The following is a 20,220-nucleotide window of genomic DNA, read 5'->3' as shown; positions in this document are numbered from 1 at the left end:
CTCGTTGCCGAGCAGGACTCGCTGTTGCCGCCACGGGCAAGCCGCTTTTCTATCTAGGCGGCGGAGATTTGCTGGAAGACCGAGCGGATGAATTCGCGCTTTGGACGGTCGATGTCGGCCGTGGGGTATTTCTGGCGGGCGCCGCGAGCGCATTACGCAAGGACGACCGTATTTGGCGCGGGTATCCGCGGCATTTTTGTCGTGATCGGTGCCAACGGGATCGAACTGCTTGCCGGCGGCGCCTTAATTACGTGGTGGCGCGTACGGGGATCGCGTTCGCGGGCGCATGACGACAATGGCTAAGGGAGGAGGCTCGCCATCGGCGTACAAGATGTGGTGCAGGTTAACCAGACGCACGAGGTAACTAACACGAGGAGACCGTTCCATGGAAACCGTCGTAATTTTAGGCTTTGTGTTGTTGCTGGCTGGCTGGTTCGGGATGTTTTTTCGTGTGCGCCGGGACCATCCCGCTAATCCATTATCGAATTATCTAAATTACCTCGGTTCTCGATCACTCGGTTTTAAATTCGGCAAGTCCGGCTTCAGTCTCATTCGTTTTTACTATCAACATTACGGGTTCGGAGGGTGGTTTTGGATCTCGGCCAGCGGGCTGGCGTTGATTTTGTTTGCTATGGTCCGCTGGTCCGGTCCGCGTAGCCGCGGCTCACGTCTTGAAGGCGATGCAAACAATCGTGAATGCCCCGGCTCAGTAATATAGTTTTGAATTGCAATCGTCCAGTCGATGACCAGGACGGTACTTCGACGACGCGATGGTGTCATCAAGCGTAAAAACATTGATCAAACTGTGGAGACATTGCTATGGCTATGCATCTGACGCTCGGCGGTTCATTCATCCGCCGCAACTTCGGCCTGGTTTTCGGCGGCATCTGGCTGGTGGTGGGCATTCCCTTCGCCATCGGCGGTTATTTCATGTGGCAGTCCGAGCAGCGTTTCGCCGCCGCGGCGGTGAACACCGAGGGCAAAGTGCTCACGCGCGATATTCGTACTGCACGCAGCAGGTCCAGCAGCGGCGGGTCCAGTACCAGCACCGAATACTGGGTCAGCTACCGATTCCAGCCTTCGAACGGCATTCCGCACGAGGGCAGTAGCAAGGTGGACGTGCATCTCTGGGAGCGCTTACAGGAGCAGGGGCCGGTGACGGTTTCGTATTTGCCGAACAATCCAACATCGAACCGGGTCGCCGGTAAACCCGACTGGGTTGGGCCCGCGATCATGACCGGCCTCGGCGGAGTTTTCGCACTGGCGGGCGGGACCATTGTCGTGTTCTCCCTCGGCAAGCGTCTGTCGCGCGCGCGGTTGTTGCGCGTTGGCATGTCGGCCGAGGCGGTCGTTACGGCGGTGGAGCCGACCAGCTTCTCGATCAACCGGGTACCGCAATGGGTTGTCCGCTACCGCTATAACGACCACCGTGGGCGGACGCACGAGGGCAAGAGCCCTTATCTCGCGCCGCAAGAGGCGCAGGAATGGAAAGAGGGTAACACCGGCAAGGTCAAGTACGACCGCGAAAGATCGGACAAGAGTTTGTGGCTCGGGAATTGAGTAGCGGGTAGCGACACGGGTTACCGTGCAACGATCATGTGCTGCGGGAGTGGGTGTCAGAGCCCGAGTTTCTTTTGAAGGTAGTGAATATTCGCGCCGCCGCGGATGAAGGCGGCGTCGTTCATGATGTCCTGGTGCAACGCGATGTTGGTCTTGATGCCGTCCACGATCATCTCGGAGAGCGCGATGCGCATGCGCGCCAGCGCCATATCGCGCGTGTCGCCGAAGGCGATGAGCTTGGCGATCATGGAATCGTAGAACGGCGGCACCGTGTAGTTGTTGTACACGTGCGAGTCCACGCGGATGCCCGGTCCGCCGGGCGGGTGCCAGGCGGTAATTCGTCCCGGTGAGGGGGTGAAGGTTTTCGGATCCTCGGCGTTGATGCGGCATTCGATGGCGTGCCCGCGCCAGGCGATGTCCTTCTGGCGGTAAGCCAGCCTTTCGCCGGCGGCGATACGCAGCTGCTCGCGCACGATGTCCACGCCGGTGACCATTTCCGTGATCGGGTGCTCGACCTGCAAGCGGGTATTCATCTCGATGAAATAAAATTCCCCGTCCTGGTACAGGAACTCGAACGTTCCGGCGCCGCGGTATTGAATCTTGCGGCACGCCTCGGCACAGCGATCGCCCATCTTGTGACGGAGTTTTTCGGGCAGCCCCGGGGCGGGACATTCCTCAATCACCTTTTGATGCCGACGCTGCATCGAGCAGTCGCGTTCCCCCAGATGGATCGCATGCCCATGGGTGTCGGCCAGCACCTGGAATTCGATGTGGCGGGGGTTGTCGAGATATTTTTCCAGGTAGACCGTGTCATTGCCGAAAGCCGCCTTGGCCTCGGTCTTGGTCAGCGACACGGCATTCAGCAGCGCCGCCTCGGTGTGCACCACGCGCATGCCCTTGCCGCCGCCGCCCGCCGCGGCCTTGATGAGAACCGGGTAACCGATATGCGCGGCCAGCCGGTGGCTCTCTTTTTCACCGCTGCCGAGCGGGCCGTCGGAGCCGGGAACGCAGGGCACCCCGGCTTTTTTCATCGCGCGAATGGCGGAAATTTTGTCGCCCATGAGCCGGATGGTCTCGGCTTTGGGGCCGATGAATATGAAACCGCTCTGTTCCACGCGCTCGGCGAAGTCGGCGTTCTCCGAGAGGAAGCCGTAGCCGGGATGGATCGCCTGCGCGTCGGTGACCTCGGCGGCGCTGATCACGGCCGGGATATTCAGGTAGCTGTCCGCGGCGCGCGCCGGGCCGATGCACACGGACTCGTCGGCGAGCTTGACGTACTTGGCCTCGCGGTCGGCCTCGGAATGCAGCGCCACGGTGCGAATGCCGAGCGCCCGGCAGGCGCGCTGGATACGCAACGCTATCTCGCCGCGGTTGGCGATGACCACTTTTTCAATCATGCGTTATTCGATGATAAACAGGACCTCGCCGAACTCCACCGGCTGGCCGTTTTCCTTCACGATGGCTTTAATGACGCCCGCCTTGTCGGACTCGATTTCGTTCATCATCTTCATGGCTTCGATGATACACAGGGTGTCACCGACGTTGACCGGTTTGCCGACATCGACAAACGGCGGGGCGTCGGGCGACGCGGAACGATAGAACGTCCCGACCATGGGAGAGGTGATCGTCTGTCCGGCCGGCACGGTGGCGGCCGGTGGCGGGGCAACGGGAACTCCCACGGGGGGCGCCACGGCGGCCGGTGGGGCGGGGGGCGCGTGGGACATGGTCACCACGGGCGCGCCACTGGAACTCGCCCGGCTGATGCGGATCGATTCCTCGCCTTCACGAATTTCGATCTCGCCGAGATTCGAATCCTCCAGCATTTCAATCAGCTTTTTGACTTTGCGTATATCCATGTCGAGGCTTGCGTTATTTTTTTAACCGCTCCAGGGCGGCGGTCAGCGCCAGCTCGTATCCCTGGGCCCCCAAGCCGCTGATCACGCCGACAGCGAGATCGGAGAAATAGGAATGCTTCCGGAACGACTCGCGGGCCTGGACGTTGGACAGGTGCACCTCGATAAACGGTATGCGCGCCGCGGCCATGGCGTCGCGCAAGGCGACGCTGGTGTGGGTAAAGGCGGCCGGATTGAGGAGTATGAACGCCACGTTGTCCTTGATCGCCTGCTGGACCCGGCCGACCAGCTCATGTTCGGCATTGCTCTGATAAAAGCTCAGACGATGGCCGGCGGCCTGGCCCTGGCGCGCCAGGCGCTCATTGATGGCCTCAAGCGTCATGGTGCCGTAGTGTTCCGGTTCCCGGGTCCCGAGGAGGTTAAGATTGGGCCCATTCAATACCAGAATTTCAGCCATGGGGTTTCACCGTGGGGCGTGGAACCCGCCGTCCCAGGTTGCAAGCGCAACTAGCGAATATTTTCGCGATCTTCCGTGAATTATGCATGTATTTGTAGCGATCTTCGTTCTTCTTACATTGTGCATGCCAATCGATAACTTGTCCAGCCGGCCATGCGACTAGCCGGAACGCTGGTCACTGGCCTGATAAATAAGCGAAATCAGCGAAGTTTCAGGATGGTTTCGGGGACAGGGGCGGCGTTTTGGTCAATAGCGGATCCAGCAGGGATTCCAATTCCGCCCGGGTGAAGATACCGAGCTTGCGGGCGGCGATCGCGCCGTGGCGGTCGATGATGACGGTGTAGGGCAGGGACCCCGAACGATTGCCGTAGTCGGCGATTAGCTGCATGGTGTTGTCATCACCGAGGAGGGTGGGGTAATTCATGCCCACAGTTTCGCGGTAACTCCGGACAGCGTTCAAGTTGTCGATGGCGACCCCGATCACCTGAAGATTATTAGCCGCATACTGTTGTTGCAGTTTAATCAGGAGCGGGATTTCCTCCCGGCACGGCGGGCACCAGGTGGCCCAGAAATTCAGCACGATGACCTGGCCGTGCCATTCCTTCAAGGAGCGGTTCTTCCCCTCCACATCGTTCAGCGTAAAGTCGATGGCCTGACCGCCGCCGTAGGCGACGGCGGTCGTAGGTGTGGTAGCGGATGATTGCAATGAAAGCGACAAGCGGTAACCGGCTACCAGCGCGGCCACCGCCGCGATGAGCAGGATCAAATTCTTGAAAGGGGGGGAAATCAAGTCCGAATGGAGGCGCTGGCGTGTTCAGATTTTCCGCACCAGGATGAGAAATTCATCCACGTTGCGGAATCCGTAGGTACGCATGTCCCGGCGCTCTGCTCCATCCGGCGCGAAGAATAACATCGCCGGCGGCCCGTAGACGCCGAACCGGCGTTTGATCGCTTTGCCTTCCGGGTCATTCGGATCGGTCACGTCGGCTTGCAACAGCACAAACCGGTTGCGCAATTCATCACGCACCCCGGGGTCGGCAAAGGTGGAGTTTTCCATGCGCAGGCAATCGGTGCACCAGTCGGCGTAATAATCGAGGATGACCGGTTTCCGGGCTGCTTTGGCGGCCGCCAGCCGATCTTCCAGTGCGCGCACGGTGTTGACCCGCTCGAACAAGCGGCCTTCCTGAGATGGGATCGCGGTCCCCGGGTTCGAAGACAGGGCAGATAGCGGCAGCGGACTGAATATATCCCGGTATCCGGAGAATCCGCCGACCAGCGCCAGCACGCCCCATATCAGCAAAAACAGCCCCACTCCCTTCCATAAGTAGCGCCAACCGCTGGCATTCTGCGGCAGGCTTTGCACGGCGCCGAGATAGACCGCGGAGATGATGAACAACGCCGACCACAGGAACAGTACCGGCACCTCGGGCAAATAACCCAGAAGATATATGGCTACGGCGATCAGCAGCACGCCAAACAGGTGTTTCACACGATCCATCCATTTGCCGACCTTGGGCAACAGGAATCCGGCGCCGATCCCCAGCGCTATCAGGATAACCCCTTGTCCATGAGCCAGCGCGAACATGATGCCCCCACCGAGCACGGGATCCTTGCTGGCGATGGCAGCCCCCAACGCCGAGATCAACACCGGCGAAACACAGGCGCCGATGATGAGCGCTGAAATCAAGCCCAGCACAAACACACCAACGATACTGCCCCCCTTCAGGTGACGCGTGCGGCGGTGCAGGTGCAACTGAATGAAATGGGGCAGCTGCAACTCGTAGAATCCAAACAGGGACAGCGCCAGTACCACCAGCAGGGCACTGAAAGCGCCGATAGCCCAGGGATTCTGGAAGTACGCCTGCAACTGTTCACCGCTGTATCCGGCGAAAACGCCGGCCACGGTATACGTGACGGCCGTCCCGAGCACGTAACTGTATGACAGCAATCCTCCTCGCAGTTTGCTCAGGTGCGTGTTGCCTTGGCCCACGATAACTCCCGAGAGAATCGGAACCATCGGCAGGACACAGGGCGTGAAGGTGAGCAGCAATCCACCGACAAAGGCAGCCAGCACGGATAAAACCAAACCGCGCTGATCGCGTTGTCCGCCTAGCTTCGATGAAGATGAATAGGAGGCCACCGCCGGTCCGGCCACGACGGCCAAACCGCCTTGGCGCGACTCGATCCCGAAAGTTTTGGTGGTCGGCGGATAACAGATGACCACGCCTTTTTCCGAACAGCCCTGATAGTTGACCTTGAGCTGGAACTTTGCATTCGGCGCGGTCGAACCGGCAACCGCCAATCTGACCTCAATGCCGGTGTAATAAACTTCCGTCTCGCCGAAGAACTCATCGGTTTTGGCCTTGCCCGGTGGCAGGGAGTAGGGCCCCAGCCGGATCCCGGCGGGTGCCGCGCCACCGTCAACCGCCGCGAGTTCAAAGCTGGTTTTGTCGCGGTACAGATAACAACACTCGTCCACGTCGAAACGGGCGAGCAGGTTGCTGCCACCCGGGGCCGAGACGCTCACGATGAAAGCCATTTCCGGGTCTACGGGTTCCACGGCGCCGCTCATCAATGCGGGTCCGCGCGTAAAGTCACCCAGGGAGCTTATTTCAACCACCGGGGCGCTGGACGACCCTGCGGCGCGCGCGCCGGTTCCGGTTGCCGGCGGCAGTTTGAAAACCACATCTTTTACAATCGGGGGATAACAAACCCCGACCGGTTCATTGCATCCCTGTGCGGTGATCCGTAGTTGCGCCGTCTGTACCCCTTGCTGCCGCGTGTAAGGCACGCGTATCTTGACGGACTTGGTATAAGTCTCGACCTCGCCGAAAAACGGATCCTGCTTTTTCTTGCCACGCGGAAAAATTGGGCTGTCGATCTTGGTACCGTCGAGAGGCTCGAATTTGAACTTGTCCCGGTACAGGTAATACCCGGGCGCGATCTGCCAACTCGCCTCGAGAGTCGTTGTGTCAATTACACGGGTGGAAAGCTGGAAGGCCTGGTCGGGTTCGAGCAACTCTTCCTGTTCCTGGGATTGCGCGGCATGCACCGGAGACAGGAACAGCGAAACCGAAGCAACGAGAATTTTAAAGATCATGTTTTATCCGGGTCACGGATCCAGGCAAGATAATCGGCAAAGCCCCCGGTAACAGGGACCGCGATCACTTCGGGAAGTTCATAGGGATGCAAGTCTAGAATCCGTTTTTGAATCATGCGGTAGCCCCGCACCATGGACTTGATAATAAGTAGATGTTCAGCGGCGGACTCCACCTGGCCCTTCCATAAATAGATTGACTTGGCGATGGGGAGAATATTGACGCAGGCCGCAAGACGTTCGCTGACCAGTGCCTGGGCGATGCGTTCCGCCGTCGCGACATCGGGACAGGTCGTCAGAACCAGCTGATATGCATGCTGTTTCACTGATTTTTCTGGTGTTCCGCTAGGTCAGGCCGAGGATGTTTGTTGAGTTTCTGTCATTGTAGCGAATGCGCGCCATTGAAGTGCATGTAGGCGGGGCCGAGGCCGACCGGTTATGCTCCCGTTGTCCAACCGGGAGGCCCGGGTACTCTGAATGATTGTCATCCTGTTATTGTTCTTGCTGCCGATAGCGGAGATTGCGGTGTTCATCCAGGTCGGATCCCGGATCGGGGTGGGCATGACGTTGTTGCTGGTCGTGGCCGGTGTGGTGGGTGGTATTTGGCTGGTCCGTATCCAGGGATTTGCCACCGCCATGCGGGTCCAGGGGATGATCGCCCGGGGCGAATCGCCGGCGCAAGAAATGCTGGAGGGATTGGCCTTATTGGTGGCCGGGGTTCTGCTGGTTATCCCCGGTTTTCTGACTGACATAGCCGCCTTTATCCTGCTCACCCCCCCGTTGCGGCGGGCCATTACCCGTTACTACCTGCGCCTTAACCGCTTGGATAGCGGCACCCCACCGCCTCGAGAACCGGGTCCCGGGGTGGATGAGCCTCCTCGCCCCCCCTTGGAAGGGGAATCACGCCGTGAGGAATAAGTCCCCTGCCCGGGTTGACAAGCTGCCGCAGCCGATTATCATTAGCACTCACTGAGGTTGAGTGCTAATATGCCGTAAGCATCCGGTTATATGGGGTTTTTGCCATTTTAATACCCGGAAGGGAACAAATTCAGTTTTTTTTGAAGGAGAACAACATGAGTGCCAAACCCGCAACGATAGGAGAACCATCTGTGAAAATCCGTCCGCTTCACGACCGCGTGATCGTGCGCCGCCTGGAAGAAGAGCGTAAATCGCCCGGCGGCATCGTCATTCCCGATACCGCGAAAGAAAAACCGATTCAGGGCGAAGTCATCGCCGTGGGTCACGGCAAGATTCTCGAAGACGGCAAGGTCCGTCCGCTCGACGTCAAGGTCGGCGACAAGATCCTGTTCGGAAAGTACTCCGGTACCGAGGTCAAGATCGGCAGTGAAGAACTGCTCGTGATGCGCGAAGAAGACATCATGGGCGTAGTCGAAAAGTAATCAACCCAAGCGAATTGTTTAAGGAAGAGAGGACACCATGGCTGCAAAAGACGTAATTTTTAGCGATCCCGCCCGCGCGCGTATGCTGCGTGGCGTCAACATCCTGGCCGATGCGGTCAGAATCACGCTCGGTCCCAAGGGCCGCAATGTGGTGCTGGAGAAGTCCTTCGGCGCCCCGACGGTCACGAAAGACGGCGTCAGCGTCGCCAAGGAAATCGAACTTAAAGACCGATACGAAAACATGGGCGCCCAGATGGTGAAAGAGGTCGCTTCCAAGACCTCCGATGTCGCCGGCGACGGCACCACCACCGCCACCGTACTGGCCCAGGCGATGCTGCGCGAGGGCCTGAAGTCCGTGGCCGCGGGCATGAACCCGATGGACCTCAAGCGTGGGATCGACAAGGCGGTGTCGGCTGCCGTCGAAGCGCTGAAGAAAATCTCCAAGCCCTGCTCCGACCCCAAGGAGATCGCCCAGGTGGGCACCATCTCCGCCAATGCCGATGAATCCATCGGCAAGATCATCGCCGATTCCATGGCGAAGGTCGGCAAGGAAGGCGTGATCACGGTGGAAGAGGGTTCCGGTCTCGACAACGAACTGGAAATCGTCGAGGGCATGCAATTCGACCGCGGGTATTTGTCTCCGTACTTCATCAACAAGCAGGACACGATGAGCGCGGAAATCGAGAATCCGCTGATTCTGATCTACGAGAAAAAGATCTCCAACATTCGCGAAATGTTGCCGATCCTCGAGAGCGTAGCCAAGCAGGGACGGCCGATGCTCGTCATTTCCGAAGACGTCGAGGGCGAGGCGTTGGCGACGCTGGTGGTCAATAACATCCGCGGTATCCTCAAGGTCTGCGCCGTGAAGGCCCCGGGCTTCGGCGATCGCCGCAAGGCGATGCTGCAGGATATCGCCACCCTGACCGCCGGTACCGTGATCTCCGATGAACTCGGCATGAGCCTCGAAAAGGCCGAACCCAGCATGCTCGGTTCCGCCAAGCGTGTCGTGGTGGATAAGGACAACACCACCATCATCGATGGCGCGGGCAAGAAGAAGGACATCGAAGACCGCATCAAGCAGATTCGCGCCCAGATCGAGGAGGCCACCTCCGATTACGACAAGGAAAAACTGATGGAACGCGCGGCCAAGCTCGCCGGTGGTGTCGCCGTGATCAAGATTGGGGCTGCGACCGAGATGGAAATGAAGGAAAAGAAGGCGCGCGTGGAAGATGCGTTGCACGCGACGCGCGCCGCGGTCGAGGAAGGCATCGTTCCGGGCGGTGGTGTGGCGTTGGTGCGCGCCGTCGCGGCGATCAATAAGCTCAAAGGTGAAAACCATGACCAGGACGTCGGCATCCAGATCGCCGTCCGCGCCATGCAGGAACCCCTGCGCCAGATCGTGGAAAACGGCGGTATCGAGGGCTCCGTGGTGTATCACAAGGTCGCCGAAAGCAAGGACATCAACTACGGCTACAACGCCGCGACCGATGAGTATGGCGACATGCTCAAAATGGGTATTCTCGATCCGACCAAGGTGACGCGCATCGCGCTGCAAAACGCGGCGTCCATCGCCGGTCTCATGATCACGACCGAGGCCATGATCGCCGAGCTGCCGAAGGACGAGGAAAAAATGTCCGGCGGCGGCATGGGTGGTATGGGCGGGATGGATATGTAAGGTCCCGTTGTTGCCGTGTAGTAACAATGAAAGCCCCGCAATGCGGGGCTTTCTTTTTTCGAGCCGCCCTCGGCGGCGTTAGTAATTGCGGGTTGCTCCGCCCCGCACCCTGGGTGACTTTTGTTTCGGCAAAAGTCACCAAAACCATTCCCCCCGGAGCGCGCGACTTCTTCCTTGCGTTCCTCGCCCCACCGGGCGCTCGACCAACTCGCCGGGCGCTGAACGACGCGCCTCGGGCTCGAACACGGTCTCGCTTGAAACCTCCCGGTGGGACTGCGGTACTCGGCGCGCGCTACGGGGTTAAAAAACAAATACCATGACGCTCGGTAGTTCAGAGCTTTGCTAGTTCTCGTGAGTTATCATCCGGCAGGAAAAGGTGCAGGCGTCTAATTACGGAGAAAACAACGTGGCTGATACCATGACTAAGCGCGAACGTTCTGAACGCATGGCGATGGTAAAGTCAAAGTACACGGGACCCGAGAAGACTGCCCGACATCTCTTAGACTGCATGAATTTCAAGTATCATCTCCACGGCACCGAGCTTCCCGGGCGGCCAGACTTCGTTTTTCCAAGGCGCCGCAAGGCGATTTTCGTGCATGGGTGTTTTTGGCATCGTCACAGAGGTTGCAAATTAGCTCGCATTCCCAAGAGTCGAGTTCGTTTCTGGACAGATAAACTTGAGGGGAATAAAAGGCGGGATGCAAGAAACTTGGCGCGGATACGGCGCCTCGGTTGGTCGAGTCTTGTGGTATGGGAGTGCCAATTAGCGAAACCCGAGTTACTATCGCGGAGAATCAAGCGTTTCTTGACGACAGGAGGCGGCAAGGCATGAATGCGATTGAGCTATTCTCGGGCGCGGGCGGGCTAAGCATGGGCATCTCGTTCGCTGGTTTCAAGCCCATTGTCGTGGTCGAATGGGACAAGTGGGCCTGCGACACGATCCGGGAAAATCAATCACGCGAGTATCCGCTCGTAAAAGACTGGCCACTTTTCGAGGGAGATGTCCGAGAATGGAATCGCGATTTCAACCCCAAGTCAATTAGTGGTGGAATTGATCTCGTCGCGGGCGGACCTCCTTGCCAGCCATTCTCAATGGGTGGAAAACACAAGGCGCACAGGGATCAACGGGACATGTTTCCGGCGGCGGTGGAGGTAGTTCGCAAGTGCCAACCACGGGCATTTATCATTGAGAACGTAAAGGGACTCACGCGTTCGTCATTCGCCAACTACTACCAGTACATACTCCTTCAATTCGAGTTTCCGGAGGTTGTCAGTAAACCCGACGAAAGTTGGCGCGAGCATTATGAGCGTCTCCAAGTTGTTAAGACTTCCGCTGGACGTGGCGCTGGTGCAATAGGATTACGTTATAACGTTGTGCCCACCTTGGTGAACGCGGCGAACTACGGCATTCCCCAGCGTCGTGAGCGAGTGTTTATTGTTGGTTTCAGGAGCGATCTGAATGTTCAGTGGTCATTCCCAATCGAAACGTACTCGCTCGATGCGCTTCTTACCGACCAGTGGGTGACCGGCGAGTATTGGGATAGGCATGGTATATCCACTCGTCGCAGACCCGCGCTTTCCGCCTCGCTTGCCCAAAAAGTAGAGCGACTTCGTGGCTTGGGGCTTCCACCAACCAGACAACCATGGCGGACTGTGCGTGACGCGCTCATGGACTTGCCGGAGCCGAGCGCGCGCGGTGAACACTCCATGTATCTGAACCACCGTTTCCAGAATGGCGCGCGCGCATATCCTGGGCACACGGGCAGCCCGCTGGACATGCCGGCCAAAACTCTTAAAGCGGGAGATCACGGCGTGCCTGGTGGCGAGAACATGATGGTTCACGAAAATGGCAAGCTTAGATATTTTTCCGTCAGGGAATCAGCTCGGTTGCAAACCTTTCCAGATGGTTTTGTTTTTCATGGGTCGTGGACCGAAACCATGCGGCAACTGGGAAACGCGGTTCCCGTCGCGCTCGCGCATTTCGTGGCCGCCAGTGTTGCCGAGAAATTAATCGAAACGCGAATGTCTCAAACCAAATTTTCAAGGCAGAAAGCGGTGTCTCGGTGAGCCAATCCAAGCCATTTAACCCGCTGGATCGGGTGAATATCGGCGCGAGTGTCGCGCAAGCATTGCTTCAACAGCAGCCAGTATCCCTCGGAAAAATCAAACCGTTTAGTGGCGCGGGCATCTACGCCATTTATTACACCGGAAACTTCAAGCCATATGAGCCGCTTGTCAAGCGATGTCGCGGTGGCAAATTCGAGGCGCCTATCTATGTAGGAAAGGCCGTTCCCGCTGGTGCGCGCAAGGGTGGGACCGGTCTTAGCGCTTCCGCTGGCAAGGTTCTTTACAATCGATTATCGGAACATGCCGAGAGCATTCGAGATGTCGATAATCTCGACATCAAGGACTTTTCCTGCCGTTTTCTTGTAGTGGACGACATCTGGATTCCGCTCGGTGAATCATTGCTGATAGCAAAATTTTCTCCGATCTGGAATAACATCGTCGATGGGTTCGGAAACCACGACCCGGGTAAGGGCAGGTACGAGGGAATGCGCCCTCGGTGGGATGTATTGCATCCCGGAAGAGCTTGGGCAGCAAAATGCAAGCCTCGACGCGAGACGCCGCAGCAAATTACTACTGACATTTCAACCTATCTTCGGTCGATGACGATTCCTGCGTCACCGGCAATTCTTTTCGCCGGTGAAGATAACCCTACATTCGAGTCAGATGGTGAGCAAAGCTAACTACTCAGATTAAGCGCAACGCAATCTGGGGGCTAATTTTTTTAAGATCAGCGCTTTCTGATCAAACTCACGCCGTCGCGCAACGGCAGCATCACGCACTCGATGCGCGGGTCGCGACCATGGGACGAAGTTGTGTAGCGCTAAAGCGGATGCTATCATTGATAGCATCGGTTCCAATGTGAGACATTACCATGGCTAACCTAGTTGTTCGCAATCTTGACCGTTCCATCGTTCAGGCGCTGAAGAAGCGCGCGGTGCGGCACGGCCGCAGCGCCGAAGCGGAGCACCGGTCAATTCTGGAATCGGCGCTCGCCCGCACGCGGCGCAAGACCTTTGTCCAGGTGCTCGCGACCATGCCGAATGTCGGTCGCGACGCGGATTTTACCCGCAAGGAAGACAAGCGCACGCGCGATGTATTTGATTGACACCAACGTCATCAGCGAAGGTCGCAAGGGAACCCGGGCCAACGCCGGTGTGCGCGATTTCTTTAAACGTGTTGCCTCGAATCAGCTTCCCGTTTTTCTTTCAGTTGTCACCGTGGGCGAGCTTCGCCGTGGCGTCGAGTTGATTCGCCACCGCGGCGACGTGGCGCAGGCGAATCGTCTGGAAAAGTGGTTGCAATTACTACTGCGCCATTACGAAGACTATATCCTCGATGTTGACGCGGACGTCTCGCAGCTGTGGGGACGACTACGCGTCCCTAATTACGAAAATGCGCTCGATAAATTGATCGCGGCGACAGCGCTGATTCATAACCTGACGGTGGTGACACGAAATCACGATGATTTTGCAAAGACGGGAGTACGTGTTCTTAATCCATTCAATTAAGCGTGTGTGGCTCGGATAGAGCGCGGCATGATCGAGCGCCGTTTACGTCAAAATTTTCTGATCAAACTCACACCATCTCGAACCGGCAGCATGACGCATTCCACGCGCGGGTCGCGACGGACGTGTTGGTTGAACTTGACCACGGCGCGGTCGGTTTTGTTTTTTGGCGCGAGCACACGTCCCGACCATAAAACATTATCCGCCACGATCACCCCGCCGGGCCGCAGGCGCGGCAGGACCGCTTCGAAATAGTTCACGTAGTTTTCCTTGTCGGCATCAATGAACACGAAATCGAAATCGGCCAAGGCGGGCAGGCTCGCGAGCGTGTCGCGCGCCGGGCCGAGTCGCAGCTTGATCTTGTGCCCGTGAGCATTCCGGGCAAAGAATGACTGGGCGATCTCGGCACGCTCCGGGTTGATTTCACAGGTGATAAGTTCTCCATCCTCGGGCAGTGCCTCGGCCATGCACAGGGCGGAATAGCCGGTGAAGGTGCCGATCTCGAGGATGCGTCGCGCGCCGGTCAACCGCACCAGCATGGCGAGCAAAGCGCCCTCGTGCGGCCCGATCAGCATTTGGGGAGCGTCGCAGTGCCGGTGGGTGTACTTTTCAAGTTCACGCAGCAAATTGTCACGCGCGGTACAATGACGCAGACAGTATGCTTCGATTTTTTTCGGGAGTATCGGTTTCATGGCTTGCTCGTCCTGATCGTTTTTTGAGGGAAACCTTGGTGCTTCCATCCAGCCGTGCCGAACGCTACAGCGTGTTCAGCGGCTGAAATAATACTGTTAAGTATCCGCTGAATCATAGCTTGCTATCCCAATGCCGCCGGTTGATGGCATAGCCGGTAACGCGCCCGAGAAACGGCAGCACCAGCATGCCCGGCAGGTCGCACGCCGTACGCAGCTCGCGGTAGTCGCGGATGCCGATGGTCATGGCCTCGTGGCCGGCATCCGGCTGGTCCTTATAGGTCCCGAACACGCGGTCCCACCACGGCAGGTTGAAGCCGAAGTTGCTGTTGGTCTCGTGATCCTCGATGGAATGATGCACGCGGTGCATGTCGGGCGTGACGATGAACCATCGCAACGCGCGGTCGAGCCCCAGCGGCAGGCGCAAATTGCCGTGGTTGAACATCGAGGTTGCGTTGAGCAGCACTTCGAAAATGATCACCGCCGCGGCCGGCGCGCCAATGACCGCGATGACGGCAAATTTGATGAGCATGGAGAGCAGAATCTCAATGGGGTGAAAGCGCGCGCCGGTGGTGACGTCGAAGTCGAGATCGGCGTGATGCATGCGATGCAACCGCCAGAAGGCCGGCACGGCATGGAACATCACGTGCTGCAAGTAGATCGCGCAGTCGAGGATGATGACCGAGGTGGCGATAGCGAGCCACGACGGAACGTCGAGATAGTTGAAAGCGCCCCAACCACGACCTTCGGCAAAAATGGCGAAACCCGCCGCCGTTGCGGGCAGCAGCACGCGCACCAGCACGCTGTTAAGAAACACGATGCCGAGATTGCTCGCCCAGCGGCGTAGTTTGGATACAGTCAGGCGACGGCGGGGAGCGGCGATCTCCGCCAGGGCCACCAGGGCCAGCACTCCGAAGAATGCCGCCAGGCGAATGGCCGTTTCATATTGCAGCAGTGTTTGCGGCATGGGTCTCCCGCCAGCCGGGAGGCTGACGCTCGGACGGGAAGTTGAATGATATGCAAGCTGGCCTGTCACGACCACCGGTTCATGATGTCCGAGTGCCTGGAGCAGACCGGTTTCCCGGTCGAGAAGCAGATGGCGGACGTTTTTCCGCCAAGCGAATAAGGCGGATGGATGGATAATTCCGCCTACCGACCCTTAAGGGCCGGCGAGTGCCTGCTCAAACCGCCTTGCCTTCGCTTATGCGTCGTAGTACAGCATGAACTCGTATGGATGCGGGCGCATGCGCACCGCATCGCATTCGTGTGCGCGCTTGTAATCGATCCAGGTGTCGATCACATCCGCGGTGAACACGTCGCCCTGCATCAGGAACTCGCGGTCGCGTTCGAGCGCATCCAGCGCCGCTTCGAGCGAGGCCGGGCAACTCGGCACCTTCGACAGCTCCTCGGGAGGAAGGTCGTAGATGTTTTTATCCAGCGGATCGCCCGGGTCGATCTTGTTCTGGATGCCGTCGAGCCCGGCCATGAGCATGGCGGCGAATCCGAGGTACGGGTTGCACGACGGATCGGGGAAGCGCACCTCGATGCGCTTGGCCTTGGGTGAAGGTGTGTACATCGGGATGCGCACCGCCGCCGAGCGGTTGCGCGACGAGTAGGCCAGATTTACCGGCGCCTCGTAGCCCGGTACCAGGCGCTTGTAGGAATTCGTCGTGGGGGCGACGAAAGCGCACAGTGTCGCGGCGTGCTTGAGAATCCCGCCGATGTACCACAGGCACATGTCGGAAAGGCCGGCGTATTTGTTGCCCGCGAACAGCGGCTTGCCGTTCTTCCACAGCGATTGGTGCGTGTGCATGCCGCTGCCGTTGTCGCCGAACAGGGGCTTGGGCATGAAGGTGACGGTCTTGCCGTAGCGCCACGCGACGTTCTTGGTAATGTACTTGTACATCATCATCTTGTCGGCCATGCGCGTGAGCGAGTCGAACAGCAGGTCGATCTCGGCCTGGCCGGCGGTCGCCACCTCGTGGTGATGTTTCTCCACGACAATGCCGGCACGCTCCAATTCGAGAATCATCTCGTTGCGGATGTCCTGCAATGAGTCGGTCGGCGGCACCGGGAAGTAACCTTCCTTGTGGCGCGGTTTGTACCCCAGATTGATATGACCGTTGTCGTTGCCGCGCCCGGAGTTCCAAATGCCCTCCTCGGACTCGATGTGGTAGTAGCCTTCGTGCGCGTTCTGGTCGAAGCGCACACCGTCGAAGATGAAAAATTCCGCCTCGGGTCCGATGTACGCCGTGTCGGCGATGCCGGAGCGCTTCAGGTGTTCCTCGGCCTTTTGCGCGATGTGGCGCGGGTCGCGCGAGTACTTCTCGTGCGTGATCGGATCGACGATGCTGCAGACCATGGACAGCGTGGTCTTGGCGCCGAAGGGATCGATCACGGCGGTCTCCGGGTCGGGCACCACCAGCATGTCGCTCGCGTGGATCGCCTGCCAGCCGCGGATGCTGGAGCCGTCGAAGCCCAGCCCTTCCTCGAAGATTTCCGGAGTGGCCTGACTGGTCGGAATGGTGAAATGTTGCCAGGTTCCGGGAAAGTCGCCGAACTTGAGGTCGATGACCTGGACGTCTTTCTCGGTAATGAGCTTGAGTACCTCCTGTGGGTTCATGAGATCCTCCTGGGCGGGGCGTGGCCTGTTGTTTGAACCCCGGACGTCGTGACAGTGGATGGGAGATTCGTCGCGCCACGCCCGCGCGCGCCATCCGGGTGAATGTGTCGGGGGAATCATTCCGATCGTCACCGGGGAAGGAATCCGGATCACCGGTGACAACCTCGGAGTTATCCTGCGCCCGAGCGCTGGCGCCGGTCAAGTCGCCGCGTAAATCGCGGTAATCCGCGGACACTTTGGGTATCATGATCGGGTCCGCCGTCCGGCTGCGGTGGGGCCATGGCCATGACCGATTCCGCCCAACACCTCTTCGATCTCGCCCAAGAAAAGATTCCGATCCCGTTGCGAGCCAGGGTAGAGAACTACTGGCATGCCTTGCGCGAGCAACTGGCACACCTGCCGCCCCGCGATTACGAGACGTGGGTGCCGTTACTGCCGCGGGTATTCGCCGCCAGTGAATTTGTCGCGCGCCTCTGTGCGCAGCATCCGGAAGTGCTGCAAGAGTTGCTCAAGTCCGGTGATCTGCTGCGTGCCTACAAGGCGGGTGAACTCACGCGGCGCGTCGTGCGCGAGCTGGCGAACGCCGCCGATGAAGCCGCGCTCAAGGTTCGGTTACGGGTGTTGCGCCGACGCGAGATGCTGCGCATCGCCTGGCGTGACCTGGCCGAATGGGCCGATCTTCCTGAAACCCTGGCAACGTTGTCGGAGTTTGCCGATGCCTGCGTGCACGAGGCACTGGAAAAGCTCCATGTCTGGGCCTGCGCGAAAGCCGGTGAACCACGCGGCGAACACAGCGGTAAACCCCAGAAAATGGTGGTGCTGGCTTTGGGCAAGCTCGGCGGGCAGGAACTCAATTTTTCCTCCGACATCGATCTCATCTTCGCCTACCCGGAAGAGGGAGTGACCAACGGTCCGCAGGCGCTGAGCAACCACGAATTTTTTGTCCGCCTCGGTCAGTCACTCATCAATGCACTGAGCGAGAACACCGCTGACGGTTTTGTATTCCGTGTCGACATGCGCCTGCGGCCGAACGGCGCCAGCGGCCCACTGGCCCTTTCGTACGCCGCCATGGAGCACTACTACCAGACGCACGGGCGTGATTGGGAACGCTACGCCTTCATCAAGGCGCGGGTGATTGCCGGTAGTCGGGAGACCGGCGAGGAATTGCTCCATACGCTGAAGCCGTTCGTGTACCGCAAGTACCTCGATTACGGGACGATCGAATCAATCCGCGGCATGAAGGGCATGATCGAGCAGGAGATGTCGCGCAAGGGCATGCAGGGCAACATCAAGCTCGGGCGCGGCGGTATCCGCGAGATTGAATTCATCGCCCAGACGCAGCAATTGATCCGCGGCGGCCGCGAGCCGCAGTTGCAGGAACGCGGACTGCTCACGGTGCTGCCGCGTCTGGTCACGGCGGGTTCCCTGGAGCCCGGTACCGGGCATGAACTGGCACAGGCCTATATCTTTCTGCGAAATACCGAGCATCGCCTGCAGATGGTCGCCGACCAGCAAACCCAGCAGCTGCCCACGGACGAAACCTCGCAGCGGCGAATTGCCTTTGCCAGCGGGTTCTCCGAGGTGAGCAGCTTCAACAACGAACTCGAACGCCACCGTGATCGCGTGCATCGTCACTTTGCGCGGCTGTTTCGCACCGGAAATGAAGCGGCTGGTGAGCACGAAGCCGGCAAGCTTGCATCCGTATGGCAGGGAACGGTCGAGAACGATGTCGCAAAAGAAATCCTGCGTGAACATGGCTATGAGAAATCGGAAGCAGCGCTGGATTTGATCAAGGCGCTGCGCGAGGGACCGATGTACACCGCGTTTTCCACCGGCGCCCGCGCGCGCATGGACCGCGTAGTGCCGTTAATTCTGAAAGCGGCAGGCGCGAGCGCCGATTCGCTCATGACGCTGCAGCGACTCGTCAACCTGCTCGAGTCCATTGGCCGGCGTACTGTTTATTTTGTCCTGATCAGCGAAAATCCGCAGGTGCTCACCCAGCTCGTGCGGCTCGGTGGCGCAAGCCCCTGGATTGCGAGTTGGATCGCGCAGCACCCGATCCTGCTCGATGAACTGCTCGATCCGACGTTGCATGAGTTACCCACGTCCGACGCACTGCGGAAAGAATTGCGCCAGAGGCTGGACCAGATTCCCGTGGAGGATATGGAATGGCAGATGGAGGCCTTGCGGGAGTTTCGTCACGGTCACGTGCTGCGCGTGGCGGCCGCCGATCTGGCCCGGGATGTCCGTGCTCCGGGCCATGATCACAAGCGGGCCGATGCAACCGCTTTCCCGGTCAGCCCGGAGCCTCGGGACGAAATCGTCTCGGAGTTCGTCCCGGGCCAGGCGCCGGAGCAGACCGGCGCGGCGCTCGCCACGGTGGCCGAATGCGTATTGGCGGCGGGGCTCGAGATCGCACAGCGCGATCTCGAGCGCAAGCATGGCGCGCCGCATTGCCCGGGAACGGAAACCCCTCCCGCTTTTGCCGTCATCGGTTACGGCAAGCTGGGCAGCCGGGAGCTCGGTTACGGTTCCGATCTGGACATGATTTTCCTCTATGAAGCTTGCGAGGAAGGCGCCACCCGCGGGCCGCGCTCGCTCCCGAACGAGGCGTTTTTTGCCCGCCTCGGCCAGCGGCTGATCCATGTCCTGACCGCCCGCACACCCGGGGGGATTCTGTATGAAGTGGACATGCGTCTGCGTCCGAGCGGGAAAAGCGGCCCGCTGGTGACGAGTCTCACGGCCTTTCGCGACTATCAATCGCGACAAGCTTGGACTTGGGAACACCAGGCGCTGGTCCGGGCGCGACCGGTGGCCGGAAGCGAGAAATTGGCGCGGGAATTTTCCCGGGTCCGGGAGGAGATCCTGTGCCGCCCGCGCGCCGAGGCCGCGCTCAAAGCCGAGGTGCGGAAGATGCGGGAAAAGATGGCAGCCGAGAAGGCGCGTCACGACACGCCGCAGGCGGACGTTAAGCACGACCCGGGTGGTATCGTCGATATCGAATTTATGGTGCAATACTGGGTCCTTCGGTGGGCGCACGATCATCCCGGGCTGACTCGCCACACGGACAATATCCACATATTGGAAGCGTTGAAAACGGAGGGTCTGCTGGAAGCCAGGCAGGCGCGGTTGCTGGCGGAGGCTTACCGGCGTTACCTCCTCGTGGAGCATCGGTTAAAGCTGATGGAACGCGGGTCGCTCACGGACCCCGCGGAACTGGGCGATTGGCCGGAAAGAGTGCGGCAGATCTGGGATGAAGTGATGAATTAAGAATTCACAGGATTAACAGGATTT

At 59.2% G+C, this 20,220-nt stretch carries 22 protein-coding genes; 13 read left to right on the top strand and 9 right to left on the bottom strand.

Annotated features, from left to right (window positions below):
- Positions 1–87 precede the first annotated feature (87 nt).
- From WD823_RS08525 to WD823_RS08515, 3 genes are all read left to right on the top strand, one after another.
- Positions 88–303 carry a hypothetical protein gene (locus WD823_RS08525; RefSeq protein WP_368429066.1) on the top strand — a complete coding sequence of 72 codons (216 nt, stop codon included), beginning with the start codon at positions 88–90 and terminating at the stop codon, positions 301–303.
- An 82-nt stretch (positions 304–385) separates the two neighbouring features.
- Entirely contained in the window at positions 386–718 is a 333-nt protein-coding gene (locus tag WD823_RS08520; RefSeq protein ID WP_368429065.1) for a hypothetical protein, read from the top strand.
- Between the two features lie 101 nt (positions 719–819).
- Positions 820–1,560 carry a DUF3592 domain-containing protein gene (locus WD823_RS08515; protein ID WP_368429064.1) on the top strand — a complete coding sequence of 247 codons (741 nt, stop codon included), beginning with the start codon at positions 820–822 and terminating at the stop codon, positions 1,558–1,560.
- 56 nt (positions 1,561–1,616) lie between these two features.
- Here WD823_RS08515 and accC read toward each other — a convergent pair whose 3' ends face one another.
- The 6 genes from accC to cutA all read right to left on the bottom strand — a co-directional run bounded on the left by accC (position 1,617) and on the right by cutA (position 7,293).
- The gene (gene accC / locus WD823_RS08510; RefSeq protein WP_368429063.1) at positions 1,617–2,957 is read right to left on the bottom strand and encodes an acetyl-CoA carboxylase biotin carboxylase subunit; all 1,341 of its coding nucleotides are present in this window, start codon (positions 2,955–2,957) and stop codon (positions 1,617–1,619) included.
- A 3-nt stretch (positions 2,958–2,960) separates the two neighbouring features.
- A complete protein-coding gene (accB, locus tag WD823_RS08505; protein ID WP_368429062.1) occupies positions 2,961–3,416 on the bottom strand; it encodes an acetyl-CoA carboxylase biotin carboxyl carrier protein in 456 nt (151 codons plus the stop codon).
- Between the two features lie 13 nt (positions 3,417–3,429).
- A complete protein-coding gene (gene aroQ / locus WD823_RS08500; protein ID WP_368429061.1) occupies positions 3,430–3,870 on the bottom strand; it encodes a type II 3-dehydroquinate dehydratase in 441 nt (146 codons plus the stop codon).
- Positions 3,871–4,081: 211 nt separating this feature from the next.
- Entirely contained in the window at positions 4,082–4,636 is a 555-nt protein-coding gene (locus tag WD823_RS08495; RefSeq protein ID WP_368429060.1) for a TlpA family protein disulfide reductase, read from the bottom strand.
- A gap of 48 nt (positions 4,637–4,684) precedes the next feature.
- Positions 4,685–6,970, bottom strand: a complete 2,286-nt coding sequence (dsbD, locus tag WD823_RS08490) for a protein-disulfide reductase DsbD (protein ID WP_368429059.1) — start codon at positions 6,968–6,970, stop codon at positions 4,685–4,687.
- Positions 6,967–7,293: a divalent-cation tolerance protein CutA gene (cutA, locus tag WD823_RS08485; RefSeq protein WP_368429058.1), complete on the bottom strand. Its 327-nt coding sequence runs from the start codon at positions 7,291–7,293 to the stop codon at positions 6,967–6,969. Before cutA ends, dsbD begins: the two co-directional genes overlap by 4 nt.
- Before the next feature lie 151 nt (positions 7,294–7,444).
- Between cutA and WD823_RS08480 the strand changes: the two genes are divergently transcribed.
- From WD823_RS08480 to WD823_RS08445, 8 genes are all read left to right on the top strand, one after another.
- Positions 7,445–7,885, top strand: coding sequence for an FxsA family protein (locus tag WD823_RS08480; RefSeq protein WP_368429057.1), 441 nt, complete (start codon positions 7,445–7,447; stop codon positions 7,883–7,885).
- Positions 7,886–8,076: 191 nt separating this feature from the next.
- Positions 8,077–8,367: a co-chaperone GroES gene (groES, locus tag WD823_RS08475; RefSeq protein ID WP_368429309.1), complete on the top strand. Its 291-nt coding sequence runs from the start codon at positions 8,077–8,079 to the stop codon at positions 8,365–8,367.
- A 37-nt stretch (positions 8,368–8,404) separates the two neighbouring features.
- A complete protein-coding gene (gene groL / locus WD823_RS08470) occupies positions 8,405–10,042 on the top strand; it encodes a chaperonin GroEL (RefSeq protein WP_368429056.1) in 1,638 nt (545 codons plus the stop codon).
- A gap of 418 nt (positions 10,043–10,460) precedes the next feature.
- The gene (locus WD823_RS08465; protein WP_368429308.1) at positions 10,461–10,874 is read left to right on the top strand and encodes a very short patch repair endonuclease; all 414 of its coding nucleotides are present in this window, start codon (positions 10,461–10,463) and stop codon (positions 10,872–10,874) included.
- Positions 10,871–12,109 (top strand): DNA cytosine methyltransferase, encoded by a 1,239-nt coding sequence (locus WD823_RS08460; protein ID WP_368429055.1) that lies wholly within the window; start codon positions 10,871–10,873, stop codon positions 12,107–12,109. Before WD823_RS08465 ends, WD823_RS08460 begins: the two co-directional genes overlap by 4 nt.
- Entirely contained in the window at positions 12,106–12,789 is a 684-nt protein-coding gene (locus WD823_RS08455; RefSeq protein WP_368429054.1) for an Eco29kI family restriction endonuclease, read from the top strand. The genes WD823_RS08460 and WD823_RS08455 overlap by 4 nt, the downstream gene beginning before the upstream one ends.
- 191 nt (positions 12,790–12,980) lie before the next feature.
- Entirely contained in the window at positions 12,981–13,214 is a 234-nt protein-coding gene (locus tag WD823_RS08450; protein WP_368429053.1) for a DNA-binding protein, read from the top strand.
- On the top strand, positions 13,201–13,617 hold the full coding sequence (locus WD823_RS08445) for a type II toxin-antitoxin system VapC family toxin (RefSeq protein WP_368429052.1): 417 nt from the start codon (positions 13,201–13,203) through the stop codon (positions 13,615–13,617). The genes WD823_RS08450 and WD823_RS08445 overlap by 14 nt, the downstream gene beginning before the upstream one ends.
- 47 nt (positions 13,618–13,664) lie before the next feature.
- Here the strand turns inward: WD823_RS08445 and WD823_RS08440 are convergent, their stop codons facing one another.
- The 3 genes from WD823_RS08440 to glnA form a co-directional block, all read right to left on the bottom strand.
- Positions 13,665–14,306: an O-methyltransferase gene (locus tag WD823_RS08440; protein WP_368429051.1), complete on the bottom strand. Its 642-nt coding sequence runs from the start codon at positions 14,304–14,306 to the stop codon at positions 13,665–13,667.
- A 112-nt stretch (positions 14,307–14,418) separates the two neighbouring features.
- Positions 14,419–15,270, bottom strand: coding sequence for a sterol desaturase family protein (locus WD823_RS08435; RefSeq protein ID WP_368429050.1), 852 nt, complete (start codon positions 15,268–15,270; stop codon positions 14,419–14,421).
- A 234-nt stretch (positions 15,271–15,504) separates the two neighbouring features.
- Positions 15,505–16,926: a type I glutamate--ammonia ligase gene (gene glnA / locus WD823_RS08430; protein WP_368429049.1), complete on the bottom strand. Its 1,422-nt coding sequence runs from the start codon at positions 16,924–16,926 to the stop codon at positions 15,505–15,507.
- A gap of 58 nt (positions 16,927–16,984) precedes the next feature.
- Here glnA and WD823_RS08425 point away from each other — a divergent pair, with 58 nt between their 5' ends.
- Together WD823_RS08425 and glnE are read left to right on the top strand one after the other, a co-directional pair.
- Positions 16,985–17,140 carry a hypothetical protein gene (locus tag WD823_RS08425; protein ID WP_368429048.1) on the top strand — a complete coding sequence of 52 codons (156 nt, stop codon included), beginning with the start codon at positions 16,985–16,987 and terminating at the stop codon, positions 17,138–17,140.
- 71 nt (positions 17,141–17,211) lie between these two features.
- Positions 17,212–20,196, top strand: a complete 2,985-nt coding sequence (gene glnE / locus WD823_RS08420; protein ID WP_368429047.1) for a bifunctional [glutamate--ammonia ligase]-adenylyl-L-tyrosine phosphorylase/[glutamate--ammonia-ligase] adenylyltransferase — start codon at positions 17,212–17,214, stop codon at positions 20,194–20,196.
- Positions 20,197–20,220 lie beyond the last annotated feature (24 nt).

This window comes from Sulfuricaulis sp. (assembly GCF_040901545.1).
Classification (GTDB): Bacteria; Pseudomonadota; Gammaproteobacteria; order Acidiferrobacterales; family Sulfurifustaceae; genus Sulfuricaulis.
Note: the sequence above shows the minus strand (reverse complement) of the source record. Positions and strands in the feature narration are given on the sequence as shown.

Bases quoted from the DNA above. Each gene is read 5' to 3' on its own strand.
- WD823_RS08440 (WP_368429051.1), bottom strand. From the start codon at position 14,306: ATGAAACCGATACTCCCGAAAAAAATCGAAGCATACTGTCTGCGTCAT.
- groL (WP_368429056.1), top strand. From the start codon at position 8,405: ATGGCTGCAAAAGACGTAATTTTTAGCGATCCCGCCCGCGCGCGTATG.
- WD823_RS08450 (WP_368429053.1), top strand. From the start codon at position 12,981: ATGGCTAACCTAGTTGTTCGCAATCTTGACCGTTCCATCGTTCAGGCG.
- WD823_RS08465 (WP_368429308.1), top strand. From the start codon at position 10,461: ATGACTAAGCGCGAACGTTCTGAACGCATGGCGATGGTAAAGTCAAAG.
- dsbD (WP_368429059.1), bottom strand. From the start codon at position 6,970: ATGATCTTTAAAATTCTCGTTGCTTCGGTTTCGCTGTTCCTGTCTCCG.
- WD823_RS08425 (WP_368429048.1), top strand. From the start codon at position 16,985: ATGGGAGATTCGTCGCGCCACGCCCGCGCGCGCCATCCGGGTGAATGT.
- glnE (WP_368429047.1), top strand. From the start codon at position 17,212: ATGACCGATTCCGCCCAACACCTCTTCGATCTCGCCCAAGAAAAGATT.
- WD823_RS08515 (WP_368429064.1), top strand. From the start codon at position 820: ATGGCTATGCATCTGACGCTCGGCGGTTCATTCATCCGCCGCAACTTC.
- glnA (WP_368429049.1), bottom strand. From the start codon at position 16,926: ATGAACCCACAGGAGGTACTCAAGCTCATTACCGAGAAAGACGTCCAG.
- WD823_RS08435 (WP_368429050.1), bottom strand. From the start codon at position 15,270: ATGCCGCAAACACTGCTGCAATATGAAACGGCCATTCGCCTGGCGGCA.
- WD823_RS08445 (WP_368429052.1), top strand. From the start codon at position 13,201: ATGTATTTGATTGACACCAACGTCATCAGCGAAGGTCGCAAGGGAACC.
- WD823_RS08525 (WP_368429066.1), top strand. From the start codon at position 88: ATGAATTCGCGCTTTGGACGGTCGATGTCGGCCGTGGGGTATTTCTGG.
- WD823_RS08480 (WP_368429057.1), top strand. From the start codon at position 7,445: ATGATTGTCATCCTGTTATTGTTCTTGCTGCCGATAGCGGAGATTGCG.
- WD823_RS08460 (WP_368429055.1), top strand. From the start codon at position 10,871: ATGAATGCGATTGAGCTATTCTCGGGCGCGGGCGGGCTAAGCATGGGC.
- aroQ (WP_368429061.1), bottom strand. From the start codon at position 3,870: ATGGCTGAAATTCTGGTATTGAATGGGCCCAATCTTAACCTCCTCGGG.
- accB (WP_368429062.1), bottom strand. From the start codon at position 3,416: ATGGATATACGCAAAGTCAAAAAGCTGATTGAAATGCTGGAGGATTCG.
- accC (WP_368429063.1), bottom strand. From the start codon at position 2,957: ATGATTGAAAAAGTGGTCATCGCCAACCGCGGCGAGATAGCGTTGCGT.
- WD823_RS08520 (WP_368429065.1), top strand. From the start codon at position 386: ATGGAAACCGTCGTAATTTTAGGCTTTGTGTTGTTGCTGGCTGGCTGG.